Here is a 14,138-nt window from a genome sequence, read left to right on the forward strand (position 1 = left end):
AGTTATGACCTGGTTTTCTGACAAAGAAAGAGGATTCGCCATGAGCATTCGCCAGACAGCAATACCATTGGGAGGTGCAATAGGAGCACTCCTATTGCCATGGGTGGCGAAATATTATGGATTTGCTTTTGTGTTCGGTATAATTGCCATTTCATGTTTTCTTGGCACTGCGATTGTATGGCTTTGGCTTTTCGAAAACAAGTTAGATATAAAAGAAAAAGGCAATACAGAATACAAACAAAAATCTCCTTTTCTAGTAAAAGAAATATGGAGATTGATCTTAGCAAGTTCTTTACTGGCAATGCCACAAATAGCTATTTTAACTTTTGCAATGATATTTTTGCATGAATATAAACATATAGAGATCATAAAAGTTTCTATTATTTTAGTTTTTATCCAAATAGGAGGTGCAATTCTTAGAATATTGGCAGGAAAATTCACAGATAAATTAAGAAACAGACGCACAACTATAAAAATGATTGGATTATTCTCAGGAGTTTTTACTATTGCAATTGGTTTGTTTGCAAATAATTATCCTATAGCTATTATCTTTTGTATAATTTTAAGTGGTTTTTTATCCAATGCCTGGCATGGTGTCGCTTATACAGAAATTGCAGTTATTGCTGGTGTACAGCGAGCAGGCACAGCGCTCGGAATGATTGGAACAGCAATTTTTATTTCAGGATTTATCACACCACTTATCATTTCAGTAATTATAACTCACTTCTCTTGGAATATAACTTGGTGTTTAATTGGTCTTTGCTCTCTGCTTTCAATTCCTTTTATTCCCAGACAAAAATCAAAAAAAATGCCGCACGTGAGCTATTCACCTTAAAAGCTCTAACATTCATCTTTTTTGTTTGTTAATTTACTCGCCCCTGAAAGAGCAAGAATGCAGCCTTGTTTTGTTAAAAAAAAGGCCACACCTAAAAAGGCGTGGCTTTGAAAAAGCAAAGAATAAAATTAAATATTGTAAATAATTAATATTTAAAATGTTTAATAGGTTCACCCTTAGACTCTAAGTCTTTAAGACTGTCAATTCCAAGTTGGATATGTGCATCGGTCCATTTAGCTGAAACATTTTTGTCTCCAGCTTCGGTCTTCACTCCTTCGGGAGTGATAGGCACGTCAGACACAACTAAGAGTGCTCCACGGGCAATTTCGTTATACAGACCAACCATCAAGACTGTTGCAGTTTCCATATCGATAGCGATACACTTCATGTTGTGAAGACGCTTAAGAAACGCTTGATCGTGCTCCCAAACTCTTCGATTGGTTGTGTACACAACACCTGTCCGATAATCATAGCCAGCTTCCACAATTTTCTGTGAAACAAATTTGTGCAGCTTAAACGATGGCATAGCAGGCACTTCGGGTGGGAAATAATCATTCGATGTACCATCACCACGGATAGCCGCAATTGGTAAGATAAAATGCCCTATTTCGGTTGAATGTTTTAAACCACCACATTTTCCTAAGAATAAAACCGCTTTGGGAGAGCGAGCACCCAAAAGATCCATTATAGTTGCAGCATTAGCTGATCCCATACCGAAATTGATTATGGAAACATTTGATTTTTTACAGGTTGCGTTTGGCATCGCGCGATCAAGACCTGCGACAGTTGTTCCAGTTATTTCAGCAAAACGATTAACATAAGTCTGAAAATTCGTAAGCAAAATATAATCTGCAAAGTCATCAATTTTTGTTCCGGTATAACGGGGTAGCCAATTCTTACAAATTTCCGCTTTTGTCTTCATAAAAAACTCCTCAAAACTTCATTTTTATTCTATACGCTTTTTAGCTCAGTAAGCAATACCTTGATCAAGCTCTGAGCAATAAAAAAAGTGATTTTTCATCATATTTAAAGGGTCGTAAAAATGACGAACAACCTGAAAATCTCTTATGAAAATAAGTCTTCCATTGAAAATTTAGATTATTTTTCTCAATATATTTCTACATTAACTAATATTTTAGAAGAATATTTTAAGCAAAATATTGCTTGTCATTTTCAAATACTTTCTTGCAAGGGCTACGAATTTAAAATCGATCAAAATTTTATAGCAACAAATTCTTTGGCTGATAAATATAAAGATATATATTCTGATGAAAATGAAACTGTCATTCTCCGCTTTTTTTGTAACACACAAAAACACTCATATAGAGGGAATCTTAACGATTTTTATGGGAAACTCAAAGAAAACCCAGAAAGCCCATTATTTTTTGTCACCCCCTATGAAAATTCAATAGAGGAAGAAGATTCATACGTGTTGCATGCTAAATCTGAAGTAAATATTCAATTCACTCACAGTGAAATGAGTATAAACATTCTGAATTTTAATGAAGAAGTTGATATTATAAAAGAATTATGGAGAAAAATAGAATATATATTTACCCAAAAATATCCCTTTAAACCTGAAACTAAGCAACTACAAGCAAATCATAATATCACTTTAAAAGAAGAGCTTTTAAAAAAAGATATAGTTGATATTATTGAAAATGCAAAAAATTATATGAATAGAGGTGACTGCTATCTCGCCAATCTCACTTCAACCAATGAGCTGACTGACAGCTCGCCTTTTAAAAGTATTCTGAATTTTTTACAGGCATGGTTTAAAATAAAATCCCGTTATGGGATTTATTATGTCGATGATAATGTAGGATTAGCTTGCTTTTCTCCTGAAAGATTTATTTATTCAAAGCAAAGAGTGATTGCAACAGAACCCATCAAAGGCACATTAAAGAGTCAAGCAGACAGTCCAACATATGAAGATGCACGCACGATTTGGGCTGATAAAAAAGAAATTTATGAGCACACTTTAGTTGTTGATCTCATGCGCAATGATCTGAATCTCGTCTGCAAAGCGGGCAGCGTAGAAGTCTATCGACCTTTTTATGCCAGAAAAGCAGGTCGCTTGGTTCAAATGCAAAGTTCTATCTTAGGTATCCTAAAAGAAAGCGAAACCCTTGGGAGTTGTTTAGAAGCAATGCTCCCTGCTGGCTCTATCAGTGGCACGCCAAAAAAACGTGTTTGTGAAATAATTTCAAAATTAGAAAATACTACAAGAGGATATTACACAGGAGTGTGTGGCGTACTTGAAAAGAATGGAGATTTTGATTCAACTATTCTAATTCGCAGTGTATATAAGGGCAAAAGAGGTGTTTATTGCGGTGTTGGCGCAGGGATCACAACTCTTTCCAATGCAGACAATGAATATGAAGAATTTCTTATTAAGTTAAATTCTTTTTTACATTCTATCGAAAGCTCTCTATGACATTTCTTTTTATAGATCACTATGATTCTTTTTCATACAATTTGACCAATTGGTTTGTCGCTAAAGGCATTGATTTAAAAATATTATCTTATAAAGACATTCATAACCTAACTGATTTAAGAGAATTTGAAGCTATAATATTTTCTCCTGGTCCAGGACATCCATGTGAATATATAGGATCCATTGAGTTGTACAAAAAAATTCCGGCAAATATCCCATTTTTAGGTGTCTGCTTAGGGCACCAAATTTTTTTATTGGCTGAAGGTGGAAAGATAGAGCAGATGAGCAGGATCCCAATTCATGGTCGCCAAGTCGAAATAATTGACCCTCTTAAATCCTTACATTTTAAAAAAAATTCCCCTAACGGAACTGTTGTTTTGTATAATTCTCTAGGCTGTAAGTCTTCTGATCCCGTTTTTACAAAAAATGTGGTATCGCTGGCGGAAGAGAACGGTTTTAGCTTAATGGCTGAACACAAACTTCATCGTCGTTTCGGAGTGCAATTCCACCCAGAAAGCTTTGCAAGCCCTGGTGGGGAAACTTTTTTAAATGCTTTTCTAGGGACTGTAAAATGTTAGGCCGCTTATATGCAATTTCATTTATACTCACGATTTTAATTTTATTATGGTATCAAAAAAACTATCTAGATAAGTCGAGTGAAATTTTTCAAGCCCAGCTCAACTCTGAAAACATAGTGTTGCCTACGAGCAGTGTGCATCAATTCCACACAAAATCCTTCGAAAATGGATATTTAAAATATTCTTTTTCAGGTGATAAAATTATATATTTTACTGACAATCATTTTGAGGCTTCAGGCAACTTAGTATATAGAACCTATGACTTGAAAGAAAATGAAACTGCTGTCATAAAAACTTCGAAAGCTACTGGGCAGATGGAAATAATAGAGGAAAAAGAAGGGCAAACTGCATTTTCAATGGGTGCAAATAGTCGTATAAAAAATGCTCAACTGCCAGAAGAAGTCATATTTGATTTTAAAAAAAATATTGGAAAGACACGCAATATATATATTGACATGATCAACGAAGAAATTCATTCCAATAGTGCTATAGAATCAAATGGTCCACAAGGATCATTGAAAGGAAAAGGATTTTCTTATTCGATTAAAAATGAGGAATTCAAAATAAATTCACAAGTTGATGGAAAAGTGATAATCCCAAATGGCAATAATAAATTGAATTAAGAAAGAACAAAATGTCATATTTTAATTTTTTAAAAACTTTATTTGTTGTATGTGTTTTAACTGCATTCAATGCCAAAGCTGATTTCAAAAATATCTTACCAGATAATTATGATTACGAAACCAATAAAATTGATAATAGTAAAGCAATCGAAAATAATACACCTGTTAGCGCTCCAAAAAACAAAGTAAAGCCGAAAAAAAGTGAGAGTGATTTAAGCAATGATTTTGCAAATCACAATCAAAATTCTCCTGTATATTTTGAAGGAAATAAGGCAGAAGGTTCAAGAAAAACAGGAATTTTGAATTTAATTGGTAATGTTGTTATCATGCAAGATGATTTGAAATTAACTTCTGACAAAGCACAAATAATAAGTTCACCAGGTACAACTTCGGGATCGGGATCAACTTCTATTCAAAAAGCAATTGCTACTGGCAATGTAAATATTTTTAAAAAATCTACAATAAATTCTCCAGAAATCAGAGCAAATGCCAATGAAATAGTTTTTCTCGTTCCCGAAAAAACTATGATTTTAAAAGGAAAGGCTAAAGTTTGGCGAAATAAAGAATTTGTCAATGCTGAAATAATTTCATTAAATTTAAAAACAGGGGATATCAGTTTAAAAGATCCTCATGGTACTATTGATCCAAAATCAACTAATAGCTTAAACAGTAAAGAAAACGGAAAAAAGAATAATTTATAAAGGTGTTTTTAATGCGCAACCAACTCAAATCGTCTCATTTAATCCGAAAGTTTGGCTCACGCACAGTTGTCGATGATGTGAGTTTCCATGTGAATAGTGGCGAAGTTGTCGGTTTGTTAGGACCGAATGGTGCAGGTAAAACCACCAGTTTTTATATGACAGTTGGTTTGTTAAAACCAAGTTCAGGTGATGTGCAAATCGATCAAGAAAATATCACTGAATTGCCAATTCATAAAAGAGCACGCCTTGGCATTGGTTATTTACCACAAAACTCCAGTGTTTTTCGTAAACTTACTGTTGAAGATAATTTAAAAGCTATCATGGAAGTTTGGGGAGTACCCAGAAAAAAACGATCCGCTCTTTTAGAAAAACTGATTGAGCAATTTGGCATCGGGCACATAAGAAAAAGCATGGGCTTAAGTCTATCAGGTGGCGAAAGAAGGCGTCTAGAAATAGCAAGAACTTTAGTTATTTCTCCTCGCTTTTTATTACTTGACGAACCATTTGCAGGAATTGACCCTGTTACTGTTGCAGAAATTCAAGATCTCATTAAAAAACTTGTGCATGAAGAAAATTTAGGAGTTCTGATAACAGATCACAATGTTCGAGAAACCTTGTCTTTATGTGATCGTGCTTATGTTTTAGCGGCTGGAAAAATTCTTGCTGAAGGATTACCAGAAGATGTCGCATCGAACGAAAAAGTAAGGCAAGTTTACTTAGGTGAAAATTTTACGTTTTAAATTAATTTTTAACCAAGAAAACCTCAACTTTGGTGACACCTTTCCGCATAATTCCAAGCTTTTTTGCTGCTGCAACACTTAAATCAATCACTCTTCCTGAGACATAAGGGCCTCTATCGTTAATAGTAACGACAACGAAACGGCCTGTTTTTACATCTTTTACCATTACCCGAGAGTGAAGAGGTAAAGTTTTACTAGCAGCAGTTAGTAAACCTGGATCATATATTTTTCCACTCGCTGTCGGCTTACCTGCAAAACCTTTCCCATAAAAAGAAGCAAATCCACTTTCAACAAATGTATGTTCAAAATTATTCTTTTCTTCTTTGCTTCCCCATTCCTTTTTAGTTGTAGTGCATGCACTTACTAAGAAATGTAAAACGATAAATAAAAAAATAATATTCAATAATCTCATTGTTATTCCCAAGTATTTTGCACCTAAAATAAATAATTTCACTATCTATTTCATAAGAGACTATAATCAACATTCTATTTCAAGCTAGCAAAAGAATAATCTACGAGAAAGAAGTAAAAAAGTTTTACAATTAATTTGACACAAAAAATAAAAAAAAATGAAATTACACTTCAATTAGAGTCACTTCAAATAATATTATTATAATTATTTTTTTTAAATATTTTGCGCACAAAAAATAGGCAAAATTATTTCTTATAGTCTCTTTTTTTTGCCTATTTTAGTTACATTTTTGACACATTCAACTTCATTTTAAATGTTTTTATTACATTTATACTATTTTTTCTAAATTTTTAGGCAAAAATCAGCCTCTTAAATAAGCTTTTCTTTTTAGTCGCCTTGTGGAGATCTGAATAAAGCAAAAAGTTCCCAAGAATTCTCATTTATTTTTTCTGGCAGAGAATTTATGAAATTTTTTAGCGTATTCCCTGTGGTTAAAACATCATCTATAAAAAGTATTTTTTTATAGTCACCACAGTTAAATTTTTTATTTCGCTTCAGACAAAACCAATTCATTTCTAATTTATTTATTTTTCTCTTTGCATTTACTCTCTCAATTTTATTTTGCACAGATGTTTTGTTAGTATGATTCAAAATATGCGGATAAAAAATAGAGATCTTTTGATACATTTTAACAGAATCAATTTTAAAACTACTTATAATTTCATGAAAAAAAATATTCGTATGCCAAGCTGAATTTACAATTCTATCTTTTCGGAGAGGTGATAAAACAATACATTCAATCTCATTCTGAATTATGTAATATTCTAAAAAATTTTTCGTCGATGTATAAAATAACTCATAGAAAATTCTCTGCGCATTATAATCATTATTGTCTTTTGCTAAAACCAAGATTTTTGAGAACTCGGGACAATACGGATAAAGACTCATGACTCGGGTAAATTCAGGAAGGTTTTCACAACTCACACACTGACTCAATCCACAGCGCAAACAAAATAAAAACTCACGCTTTTGTGCGCATTCAAAGCATGCAGGACAAATAATTTTATCTTGCTTCAGAATTTTTTCACGACAAAGATAACACCTAGAAAAATTGAACAGCAAAATTTATCCCCAATTTTTTTAGCAGTGATTTTTTAAGAACAATTATTTTTTCTTATACTTTTGTAGACTCGACGCAAGTGGCGATTTATCGCCATGATGATATGGGTGATTGGAGAGAATACAGCGAGCGCGATAAACTTGCTCCACCAAAACAGCGAGCGCCATTTCATGGGGAAAAGTCATGCGAGAAAGTGATATAAGGTCGATCTTTCCAATCGATTTTAGTTCTTCAGGTAAGCCATAAGCTCCACCTAAACAAAAAAGAATAATTTTTTCTCCTTTCACTTCGTACTGCTCAAGACCTTTTGCCAGCTCACTGCTACTCATAGTTTCACCATTTTCATCTAATGCGATGCATATAGGATTTTCTACAGAAAGTTTTTTAATTTCTTTTGTGTAAAAAGCTAAGACTTCATTGGGATTTAACTGTGAAGCTGGAAAAATATGTTGCACAGGCGTGAACTTAGAGATCCGAGAGAAAAACTCCTGTATGAAATCAAACAGGAGAGAGTTTTTGGGTATTTTCCATGGAGTTATAAAAATATACCGCATAGAGATTAAAGAGCTGCCTCTTGCGCTACATCTTCTTCACTGGCAGACATTGCTTTTGTCAAACCTAAAACCTCTTGATAAAGCTCTTGGCACTTCTCTTCACTGACAGGAAGCATGTGCGCCTTACTCCACAGTTGCTCTAATTGATACAGCTCACGGGTTGGCTCTTGAAAAATATGCACAAATAAAAAGCCGTAGTCGATTAAAACCCAAGTACTGTTTTCCATGCCATCCACTGTGACAGGCGCCATACCAAAGTTTTTCTTAAAAAAGTGGCGGACAGCTTCAGCTGCTGCATAGACTTGACGCGTATTGGAAGCGCTGACTATTGCAAAAAGCTCTGTGAATGCACCTTGGCTTCTTAAATCCATAACAACAGGGCGAACTGCTTTTTTCTCTTCAGCCGCAGCAATGGCTAACATTGCTATTTCTTCGTGACTAAAAACTCTGTCACCAATCGACATACTTGTACTATAATCTGACATCAAAACTCTCCAATGTTATTTTTGCCCAAGAACTTCTATAAGTTTATCAAGCATTTCAGTTATACCAATGCGATAGGCAGAGCTGATTTCAAGATAGGGCGTTTTCTTTAATTTTAAATAATTCCGAAAGCCATTTAAGGCCTCGGTGTTATTAAGGGATTCTTCGATTTCCTCATTTGCTAATGAGTCAACTTTTGAAACCACAGTAATTCTAGGACGATCTAATAAGGCTTTATCGTAAAGACGCAATTCTTCTAAAATACCGTCAAAGTCTGAAATCATGGCTTCAGCAGTTTCTTGACTACCATCAATTAGGTGGACAAGTACACGAGTTCTTTCAATATGACGTAAAAAATCGTGCCCCAAGCCTTTTCCTTGACTTGCTCCGGGAATAAGCCCAGGAACATCAGCCACAACAAAGGGATTAGACTCTTTGTGACTTACAACTCCCAGCGTAGGAACGAGAGTTGTAAACGGATAGTCAGCAACTTTTGGACGTGCTGCAGAAATCACAGTGATCAATGTGCTTTTTCCTGCATTAGGGCTGCCGATGATCCCAACATCTGCAATCATTTTTAGCTCAAGGCGCAATGATTTGCTTTCACCCACAATAGGAGCAATGGTTTTAGTCGGTGCTTGGTTACGAGCTGTAGTAAAAACAGTGTTCCCGATTCCTCCCTTACCACCTTTAGCAACAAGAAGTTTATGTCCCTCATAGAGAACTTCACCTATTATTTCTCCACTCTCAGAGTCATAGGCTACAGTACCACAAGGTACTTTTAAAATGAGATCATCACCACACCGGCCTTGACGATTGTTTGTTCCACCTTTTCCACCCGCTTCCGCTTCATGAAAACGTTGGTAGCGAAAGTCAAGAAGAGTAGACAAACCTTCGGTTGCATAGAGATAAACATCTCCTCCATTCCCGCCGTTTCCCCCATCAGGGCCCCCCGCTGGAACATATTTTTCTCGGCGAAAGTGTGACATACCGAGTCCACCATCTCCGGCTTTTACTTTAATCTCTGCTGTATCAATAAATTTCATAAAAAAAGCCACCATTAAAAATTGAATAATAAGTAAAAGCTGAGAATAAAAACAGGATATTTTACAAACCTGCTACCCCCATTTATATAAAAAAGCTAATAATAAAAATAACTTACTTATATTAAAGGAGGAGACAAACAAAAAGCCAAGATGCGCATAAAGACTATAAACGCACCTTGGCTTTTAGTAAAAAGATTGAAGCTACAAATTCAGAACTGTAACTCTTAAGCTTTTGCGTCCACTGGATAAACGCTAACGCATTGACGTTCACGAGTTACGTGCTCAAATTTAACTTCACCGTCAATTTTTGCAAATAAAGTAAAGTCTTTACCCATACCTACGTTTGTGCCTGGGTGAATTTTAGTTCCAACTTGGCGAATGATGATATTGCCAGCTCTTACAGTTTCACCACCGTAAGTTTTTACACCACGGTATTTTGGATTGCTATCGCGTCCGTTTTTGGTCGAACCACCGGCTTTTTTACTTGCCATTGTACGAGATCCTTATTTGGTATCCCATAATGATACATGGGAGATTTAATTTAAAAAAACACTCAAAAATTCAATAATTTCTTTATCTTAAACAACAAAGAAAGAATTAACCTTCAATGTGAGTGATGGACAAAGTTGTAAATGGTTGGCGGTGGCCGTGCATTTTCTTGGATTTGTTCTTACGAAGATATTTAAAAACAAGAACTTTGTCTTCGCGACCGTGAGCAACAATCTGAGCTGTTACTTTTGCACCGCTGATAGTTGGAGCTCCAACTTTTAACTCTCCAGCTTTATTGATCATTAAAACTTCAGAGAAAGGCAATGTTGTGCCTACATCTGCTTCAATATAGCTTGCTTTGATTTTATCGCCTTCAGCAACTTTGTACTGACGACCAAAGATATTAACGACTGCGTAATTTGTCTTACTGCTCACAATAGAATTCCTTATACGCTTTTTATGCTAACTTTTTGCTAACATATGGTTTTTAGGTAAGCGCTACCACGCCATAAATACGGCTCAACAAGAGTCGGAAGCTAGCTCATAGTGCAATTTTCCTGTTAGGTCAAGAAGTTTATTTTTTCTTAGGAAGATGCTTGCAATTTCTGAAACGCTCAGGTAGGGATTTGAGTCTCAGTGGAGAGATGTCCGAGTGGCTGAAGGAGCACGATTGGAAATCGTGTTTGCGCTAATACCGTAACGAGGGTTCGAATCCCTCTCTCTCCGCCATCCTATATGGCTGTTTATACAGTACCTTAGCAGAAATCGCCTGCGCACTTTTGTGCATCTAGAATTAAGTAAAACTACAACCTAAAAATCTCAATACTTACTTCTCAGTGGTATTCATAGAATCAATCCGGTACTTTGTCGGACAGTTATTTACTGAATTCTCTAATTACTTCTCGCATTGCTATTTATTTAAAAAGGGCGATGCATCAAAAAAGAGTTCAATTTTTTTAATCGATTGATTTAAAAAAGTCATAAGCACAGCGGCTCTAGATTTACCAGCTACGCTTGTTAAATCAAATGCAAGCATCACTTGATCATCATGACTAAACTTTGCTCTTACCTCTATTTCCTGTGCAAAATTGCAATAATCGGCTATCCACGGAGTTACATTTTCTTTACCATGTAACGCTTTGATTGGGCTTATAAACTCTACATCAGGATGTAATAATTTTTCAATTTCATTTATTTTTTTTTGAACAACAAATGAATAATAATTAAGTGCCATATCTAAATTCTTATTTATCATACTTATATCTCCATAAAATGATGCAAAAAATATCTCATTTCATATTAAATATTGCATTGCATATTAGGTAAGTCAAGATTTTTTCAGACACGGCCACAAACAGTTTAAATGAGTCTTTTGCCCTTATCTCCTACCGAATCATAGAAAAAGATTATTTTTTCAAACAAACCTTTCAAAACCTTTAAAAATGAATTAGTATGTGCCAATTATATAGTATAGTATACAATTTTTATTAATGTTATATATTTTGTATATTTTATTTTGAATTTTTTAAATATTTAATAGCTCTTTTATTATTCATAAATAATAAAAGAGCTGCAACACCTCATTTTAAGAGTGAATTATATGATGCTACTATTGTCAATTTCTCCCATAATTCTTTTAATATTTGTTTTATTTGTATTTAGATTATCATTAGCACTCTCTGGCGTTATTTCTTTAGTCTATACAATATTAATAAGTTCAATTTTTTGGTCTTTACCTAAAATTTATACTTTGAGCTCCCTGTTCAAAGGCGCATTTATCGCCTTGGATATTATTTTAATCATATTTGGCGCCATTTTCTTTTTAAAATACCTTACACAAGCTGGAACGATACAAGTTATTGAACAGCATCTTAAAGCATTGTCTCCAGATAGGAGAGTTCAGGCAATTCTTATAGCATGGCTCTTTGGTGCCTTTATTGAAGGTACAGCTGGTTTTGGAACTCCCGCCGCAATCGTAGCTCCATTTTTAGTGGCAATTGGATTTACGCCTGTTCTAGCAATAATAGTTGCATTAACTGCAAACAACGCTTCAGTTGCATTTGGTGCAATTGGAACGCCAGTACGAATTGGTTTTGAAGGATTAAAAACCACAGATGTTTCCTATTATGCAGCTTTTATAAATTTAATAACAGCCATGATAGTTCCATGTATGATATTATTTTTTGTTATTATGACGCATAATAAAGATCGCATGAAAAACTTTTTAGAATGCTTACCTTTTGCATTAATTGCAGGCATTAGTTTTCTTGTACCTTATTTCATTACATCATTATATGCACCAGAATTATCATCTATTTTAGGATCAACAGTCGGACTGTTCTTAATGACAGTCATTACTAAATTTAAAATTTTTATTCCTAAAAATATTTTTAGATTTTCAGATGAAATAATACTTAATAACAAACTTAACACGACTTCCATTTTTAATGGAATTTATCCATATATTATTTTATTATTGTTATTGCTAATTGGTAAGTTCTTTTTTCAAAACTCAAAAATATTCTCAGTGAATTTACCTGCTGGTTTGTCCTATTCACTTCAATTGTTTAATCCAGGCATAGTGTTTTTAATGACTATATTAATAACGCTATTTTTTAAACGTATAAATAGTCAACAAATTAAACTTTGCTTGAATGCATCTATTAAGCCATTATTTAAAACTGCAATTGCAATTTTTACTATTTGCTCTTTGGTTCAGATTATGATCATTACCGGTAAAGGAGTGACTCCCTTACCAGGTATGTTTGAAGAAATCGTTATTTTTTTGAAGTCAAATTATTTCCCGTATTTTTCAATTTTTATTGGTGCATTTGGAGCTTTTTTATCAGGAAGCGCAACCGTTTCGAATTTAGTGTTCGCACCCATTCAATCACAAATTGCTCAGCAAATCTTTTATTCCGAAGGGTGGATTCTTGCGTTCCAGTTGGTGGGCGCAGGTGCAGGCAATATGATTGCTTTGCAAAATATTTTAGCAGTTCAATCTACAGTAGAATCCTCAGGCAAAGAAGCTGAGATACTTTCAAAGCTTATTTTACCGTGCCTGATCTATATTGTAATCGCTACCGTTGTTGGAACAATTTTATCAAAGATAATGATATAAGAATCGACTTTGCAATATAAATAGGTATTCTAAATGAAATGATAATATTTTTAAAGGGGAAAAATATGAATCAATAAAAAAAACCGTTGTACTATTTTTTATTCACACTTTGTTTAGTCTGTTTTATTGTCTGTATTATTGACTCTATAAGAAATAATAATATCACTCTCATTTTATTCTTTACATCTTTTATTCTTATGGCAAATTTAAAAAAGATCGTAAAAATATAAATTTTTCATAACAAAAGATCTTCATAGAAAGCACCAAACTTCATACTTGGGTGACATATTTGTAATTCTAAAATCCATCTTTCTGCAGACGGAATAAAGTCGAGGTCAAATAAGCCTGCATTTGAATATTTTGAGTGCGAAAATTCAGATAGCCGATGACCTTTAACATATTCGGGTAATAGCAAATAGCCCATTTTTTCGACTTGCCAACGCGTGTATTCACATAATTTCTGCCCTGTTGCTTGAGTGTTTCGCCAATATTGTTGAACCTCAGCAAAGAGTTCTTTTATATCATTCTTAATCTGCAAAAATTGCTGTGCTTCTCCCATAACAAAAGTATTGCCACAGTCAGCTTCAATACCATCCCATACAGGGCCCACATCGATATAAAAAATATCATTCTCTTTTAAAGTAACATTTTCTCTGTAGGAATCATCGAAACTCAAAATAGTTGATTCACCAAAGCGGATATGGGTCTTATGCCAAAACTTTCGAACTCCACAATCTGCAAAATATTGATTTGCCATTTTTATGGCTTCAAATTCCGTCATTCCTGGATGAATTTGTTGTTTAATTGCTTCAATAGCTGCCCAAGTTTTATTACGAGATGTTGTGGTCATCGATAAAATAGCATTAGTGTTTATATTTTCAATTTCAAGTTGATTAATGGACATGACTTCGTACCTTTCAGAGAAAATTAAAGAAATATAAATTATACAGAACTCTGTTAGCATCTTTTAAGATTTTTAAACTGCACTAAATAACTGCA

Annotated in this window: 17 protein-coding genes and 1 tRNA gene; 8 read left to right on the forward strand and 10 right to left on the reverse strand. The window is 34.1% G+C overall.

The window, feature by feature from the left end; genetic code table 11:
- The first annotated feature begins 4 nt into the window (after positions 1-4).
- Positions 5-835 carry an MFS transporter gene (locus H7355_RS14835; protein ID WP_286190881.1) on the forward strand — a complete coding sequence of 277 codons (831 nt, stop codon included), beginning with the start codon at positions 5-7 and terminating at the stop codon, positions 833-835.
- Between the two features lie 145 nt (positions 836-980).
- Here H7355_RS14835 and H7355_RS14840 read toward each other — a convergent pair whose 3' ends face one another.
- On the reverse strand, positions 981-1,757 hold the full coding sequence (locus H7355_RS14840) for an AMP nucleosidase (protein WP_186649456.1): 777 nt from the start codon (positions 1,755-1,757) through the stop codon (positions 981-983).
- 120 nt (positions 1,758-1,877) lie between these two features.
- On the opposite strand from H7355_RS14840, the gene H7355_RS14845 reads away from it, so the two are divergent.
- From H7355_RS14845 to lptB, 5 genes are read left to right on the forward strand one after another with little or no spacing between them, the layout of a single operon-like run.
- Positions 1,878-3,272: a chorismate-binding protein gene (locus tag H7355_RS14845; RefSeq protein ID WP_186649476.1), complete on the forward strand. Its 1,395-nt coding sequence runs from the start codon at positions 1,878-1,880 to the stop codon at positions 3,270-3,272.
- Complete coding sequence (locus H7355_RS14850) at positions 3,269-3,850, forward strand: aminodeoxychorismate/anthranilate synthase component II (protein ID WP_186649479.1); 582 nt, start codon at positions 3,269-3,271, stop codon at positions 3,848-3,850. The genes H7355_RS14845 and H7355_RS14850 overlap by 4 nt, the downstream gene beginning before the upstream one ends.
- Complete coding sequence (gene lptC / locus H7355_RS14855) at positions 3,844-4,473, forward strand: LPS export ABC transporter periplasmic protein LptC (RefSeq protein WP_186649482.1); 630 nt, start codon at positions 3,844-3,846, stop codon at positions 4,471-4,473. The genes H7355_RS14850 and lptC overlap by 7 nt, the downstream gene beginning before the upstream one ends.
- An 11-nt stretch (positions 4,474-4,484) precedes the next feature.
- The gene (locus tag H7355_RS14860) at positions 4,485-5,174 is read left to right on the forward strand and encodes an LptA/OstA family protein (RefSeq protein ID WP_186649485.1); all 690 of its coding nucleotides are present in this window, start codon (positions 4,485-4,487) and stop codon (positions 5,172-5,174) included.
- A gap of 11 nt (positions 5,175-5,185) precedes the next feature.
- Positions 5,186-5,914, forward strand: a complete 729-nt coding sequence (gene lptB / locus H7355_RS14865) for an LPS export ABC transporter ATP-binding protein (RefSeq protein WP_186649499.1) — start codon at positions 5,186-5,188, stop codon at positions 5,912-5,914.
- Between the two features lies 1 nt (position 5,915).
- On the opposite strand, the gene H7355_RS14870 is transcribed toward lptB, so the two are convergent.
- The 7 genes from H7355_RS14870 to rplU form a co-directional block, all read right to left on the reverse strand.
- On the reverse strand, positions 5,916-6,326 hold the full coding sequence (locus H7355_RS14870; protein WP_186649504.1) for a septal ring lytic transglycosylase RlpA family protein: 411 nt from the start codon (positions 6,324-6,326) through the stop codon (positions 5,916-5,918).
- A gap of 387 nt (positions 6,327-6,713) precedes the next feature.
- Positions 6,714-7,448, reverse strand: coding sequence for a phosphoribosyltransferase (locus H7355_RS14875; RefSeq protein ID WP_186649506.1), 735 nt, complete (start codon positions 7,446-7,448; stop codon positions 6,714-6,716).
- 42 nt (positions 7,449-7,490) lie between these two features.
- Positions 7,491-8,000: a 23S rRNA (pseudouridine(1915)-N(3))-methyltransferase RlmH gene (locus tag H7355_RS14880; RefSeq protein WP_186649510.1), complete on the reverse strand. Its 510-nt coding sequence runs from the start codon at positions 7,998-8,000 to the stop codon at positions 7,491-7,493.
- Positions 8,001-8,005: 5 nt separating this feature from the next.
- The gene (gene rsfS / locus H7355_RS14885) at positions 8,006-8,485 is read right to left on the reverse strand and encodes a ribosome silencing factor (protein WP_186649528.1); all 480 of its coding nucleotides are present in this window, start codon (positions 8,483-8,485) and stop codon (positions 8,006-8,008) included.
- Between the two features lie 15 nt (positions 8,486-8,500).
- Positions 8,501-9,529 carry a GTPase ObgE gene (obgE, locus tag H7355_RS14890; RefSeq protein ID WP_186649545.1) on the reverse strand — a complete coding sequence of 343 codons (1,029 nt, stop codon included), beginning with the start codon at positions 9,527-9,529 and terminating at the stop codon, positions 8,501-8,503.
- Positions 9,530-9,753: 224 nt separating this feature from the next.
- On the reverse strand, positions 9,754-10,020 hold the full coding sequence (rpmA, locus tag H7355_RS14895; RefSeq protein ID WP_130606001.1) for a 50S ribosomal protein L27: 267 nt from the start codon (positions 10,018-10,020) through the stop codon (positions 9,754-9,756).
- A 106-nt stretch (positions 10,021-10,126) separates the two neighbouring features.
- Positions 10,127-10,453 (reverse strand): 50S ribosomal protein L21, encoded by a 327-nt coding sequence (gene rplU, locus H7355_RS14900; protein WP_152214017.1) that lies wholly within the window; start codon positions 10,451-10,453, stop codon positions 10,127-10,129.
- Positions 10,454-10,656: 203 nt separating this feature from the next.
- Between rplU and H7355_RS14905 the strand changes: the two genes are divergently transcribed.
- Positions 10,657-10,747 (forward strand) — tRNA-Ser (locus tag H7355_RS14905).
- A 181-nt stretch (positions 10,748-10,928) separates the two neighbouring features.
- Here H7355_RS14905 and H7355_RS14910 read toward each other — a convergent pair.
- A complete protein-coding gene (locus H7355_RS14910) occupies positions 10,929-11,273 on the reverse strand; it encodes a nuclear transport factor 2 family protein (RefSeq protein WP_186649548.1) in 345 nt (114 codons plus the stop codon).
- 345 nt (positions 11,274-11,618) lie between these two features.
- Between H7355_RS14910 and H7355_RS14915 the strand changes: the two genes are divergently transcribed.
- Positions 11,619-13,139 (forward strand): L-lactate permease, encoded by a 1,521-nt coding sequence (locus tag H7355_RS14915; RefSeq protein ID WP_186649553.1) that lies wholly within the window; start codon positions 11,619-11,621, stop codon positions 13,137-13,139.
- Between the two features lie 235 nt (positions 13,140-13,374).
- Here the strand turns inward: H7355_RS14915 and H7355_RS14920 are convergent, their stop codons facing one another.
- A complete protein-coding gene (locus H7355_RS14920) occupies positions 13,375-14,043 on the reverse strand; it encodes a M24 family metallopeptidase (protein WP_186649558.1) in 669 nt (222 codons plus the stop codon).
- Positions 14,044-14,138 lie beyond the last annotated feature (95 nt).

Origin of the sequence: Fluviispira vulneris (assembly GCF_014281055.1) — a bacterium.
Taxonomy (GTDB): Bacteria; Bdellovibrionota_B; Oligoflexia; order Silvanigrellales; family Silvanigrellaceae; genus Silvanigrella; species Silvanigrella vulneris.

What these genes read in the sequence shown, in the direction of transcription:
- rpmA (WP_130606001.1), bottom strand. Translation starts at nt 10,020, where the DNA reads ATGGCAAGTAAAAAAGCCGGTGGTTCGACCAAAAACGGACGCGATAGC.
- H7355_RS14880 (WP_186649510.1), bottom strand. Translation starts at nt 8,000, where the DNA reads ATGCGGTATATTTTTATAACTCCATGGAAAATACCCAAAAACTCTCTC.
- H7355_RS14870 (WP_186649504.1), bottom strand. Translation starts at nt 6,326, where the DNA reads ATGAGATTATTGAATATTATTTTTTTATTTATCGTTTTACATTTCTTA.
- H7355_RS14860 (WP_186649485.1), top strand. Translation starts at nt 4,485, where the DNA reads ATGTCATATTTTAATTTTTTAAAAACTTTATTTGTTGTATGTGTTTTA.
- H7355_RS14850 (WP_186649479.1), top strand. Translation starts at nt 3,269, where the DNA reads ATGACATTTCTTTTTATAGATCACTATGATTCTTTTTCATACAATTTG.
- H7355_RS14835 (WP_286190881.1), top strand. Translation starts at nt 5, where the DNA reads ATGACCTGGTTTTCTGACAAAGAAAGAGGATTCGCCATGAGCATTCGC.
- lptC (WP_186649482.1), top strand. Translation starts at nt 3,844, where the DNA reads ATGTTAGGCCGCTTATATGCAATTTCATTTATACTCACGATTTTAATT.
- lptB (WP_186649499.1), top strand. Translation starts at nt 5,186, where the DNA reads ATGCGCAACCAACTCAAATCGTCTCATTTAATCCGAAAGTTTGGCTCA.
- rsfS (WP_186649528.1), bottom strand. Translation starts at nt 8,485, where the DNA reads ATGTCAGATTATAGTACAAGTATGTCGATTGGTGACAGAGTTTTTAGT.
- obgE (WP_186649545.1), bottom strand. Translation starts at nt 9,529, where the DNA reads ATGAAATTTATTGATACAGCAGAGATTAAAGTAAAAGCCGGAGATGGT.
- H7355_RS14910 (WP_186649548.1), bottom strand. Translation starts at nt 11,273, where the DNA reads ATGATAAATAAGAATTTAGATATGGCACTTAATTATTATTCATTTGTT.
- H7355_RS14915 (WP_186649553.1), top strand. Translation starts at nt 11,619, where the DNA reads ATGATGCTACTATTGTCAATTTCTCCCATAATTCTTTTAATATTTGTT.
- H7355_RS14845 (WP_186649476.1), top strand. Translation starts at nt 1,878, where the DNA reads ATGACGAACAACCTGAAAATCTCTTATGAAAATAAGTCTTCCATTGAA.
- H7355_RS14840 (WP_186649456.1), bottom strand. Translation starts at nt 1,757, where the DNA reads ATGAAGACAAAAGCGGAAATTTGTAAGAATTGGCTACCCCGTTATACC.
- H7355_RS14920 (WP_186649558.1), bottom strand. Translation starts at nt 14,043, where the DNA reads ATGTCCATTAATCAACTTGAAATTGAAAATATAAACACTAATGCTATT.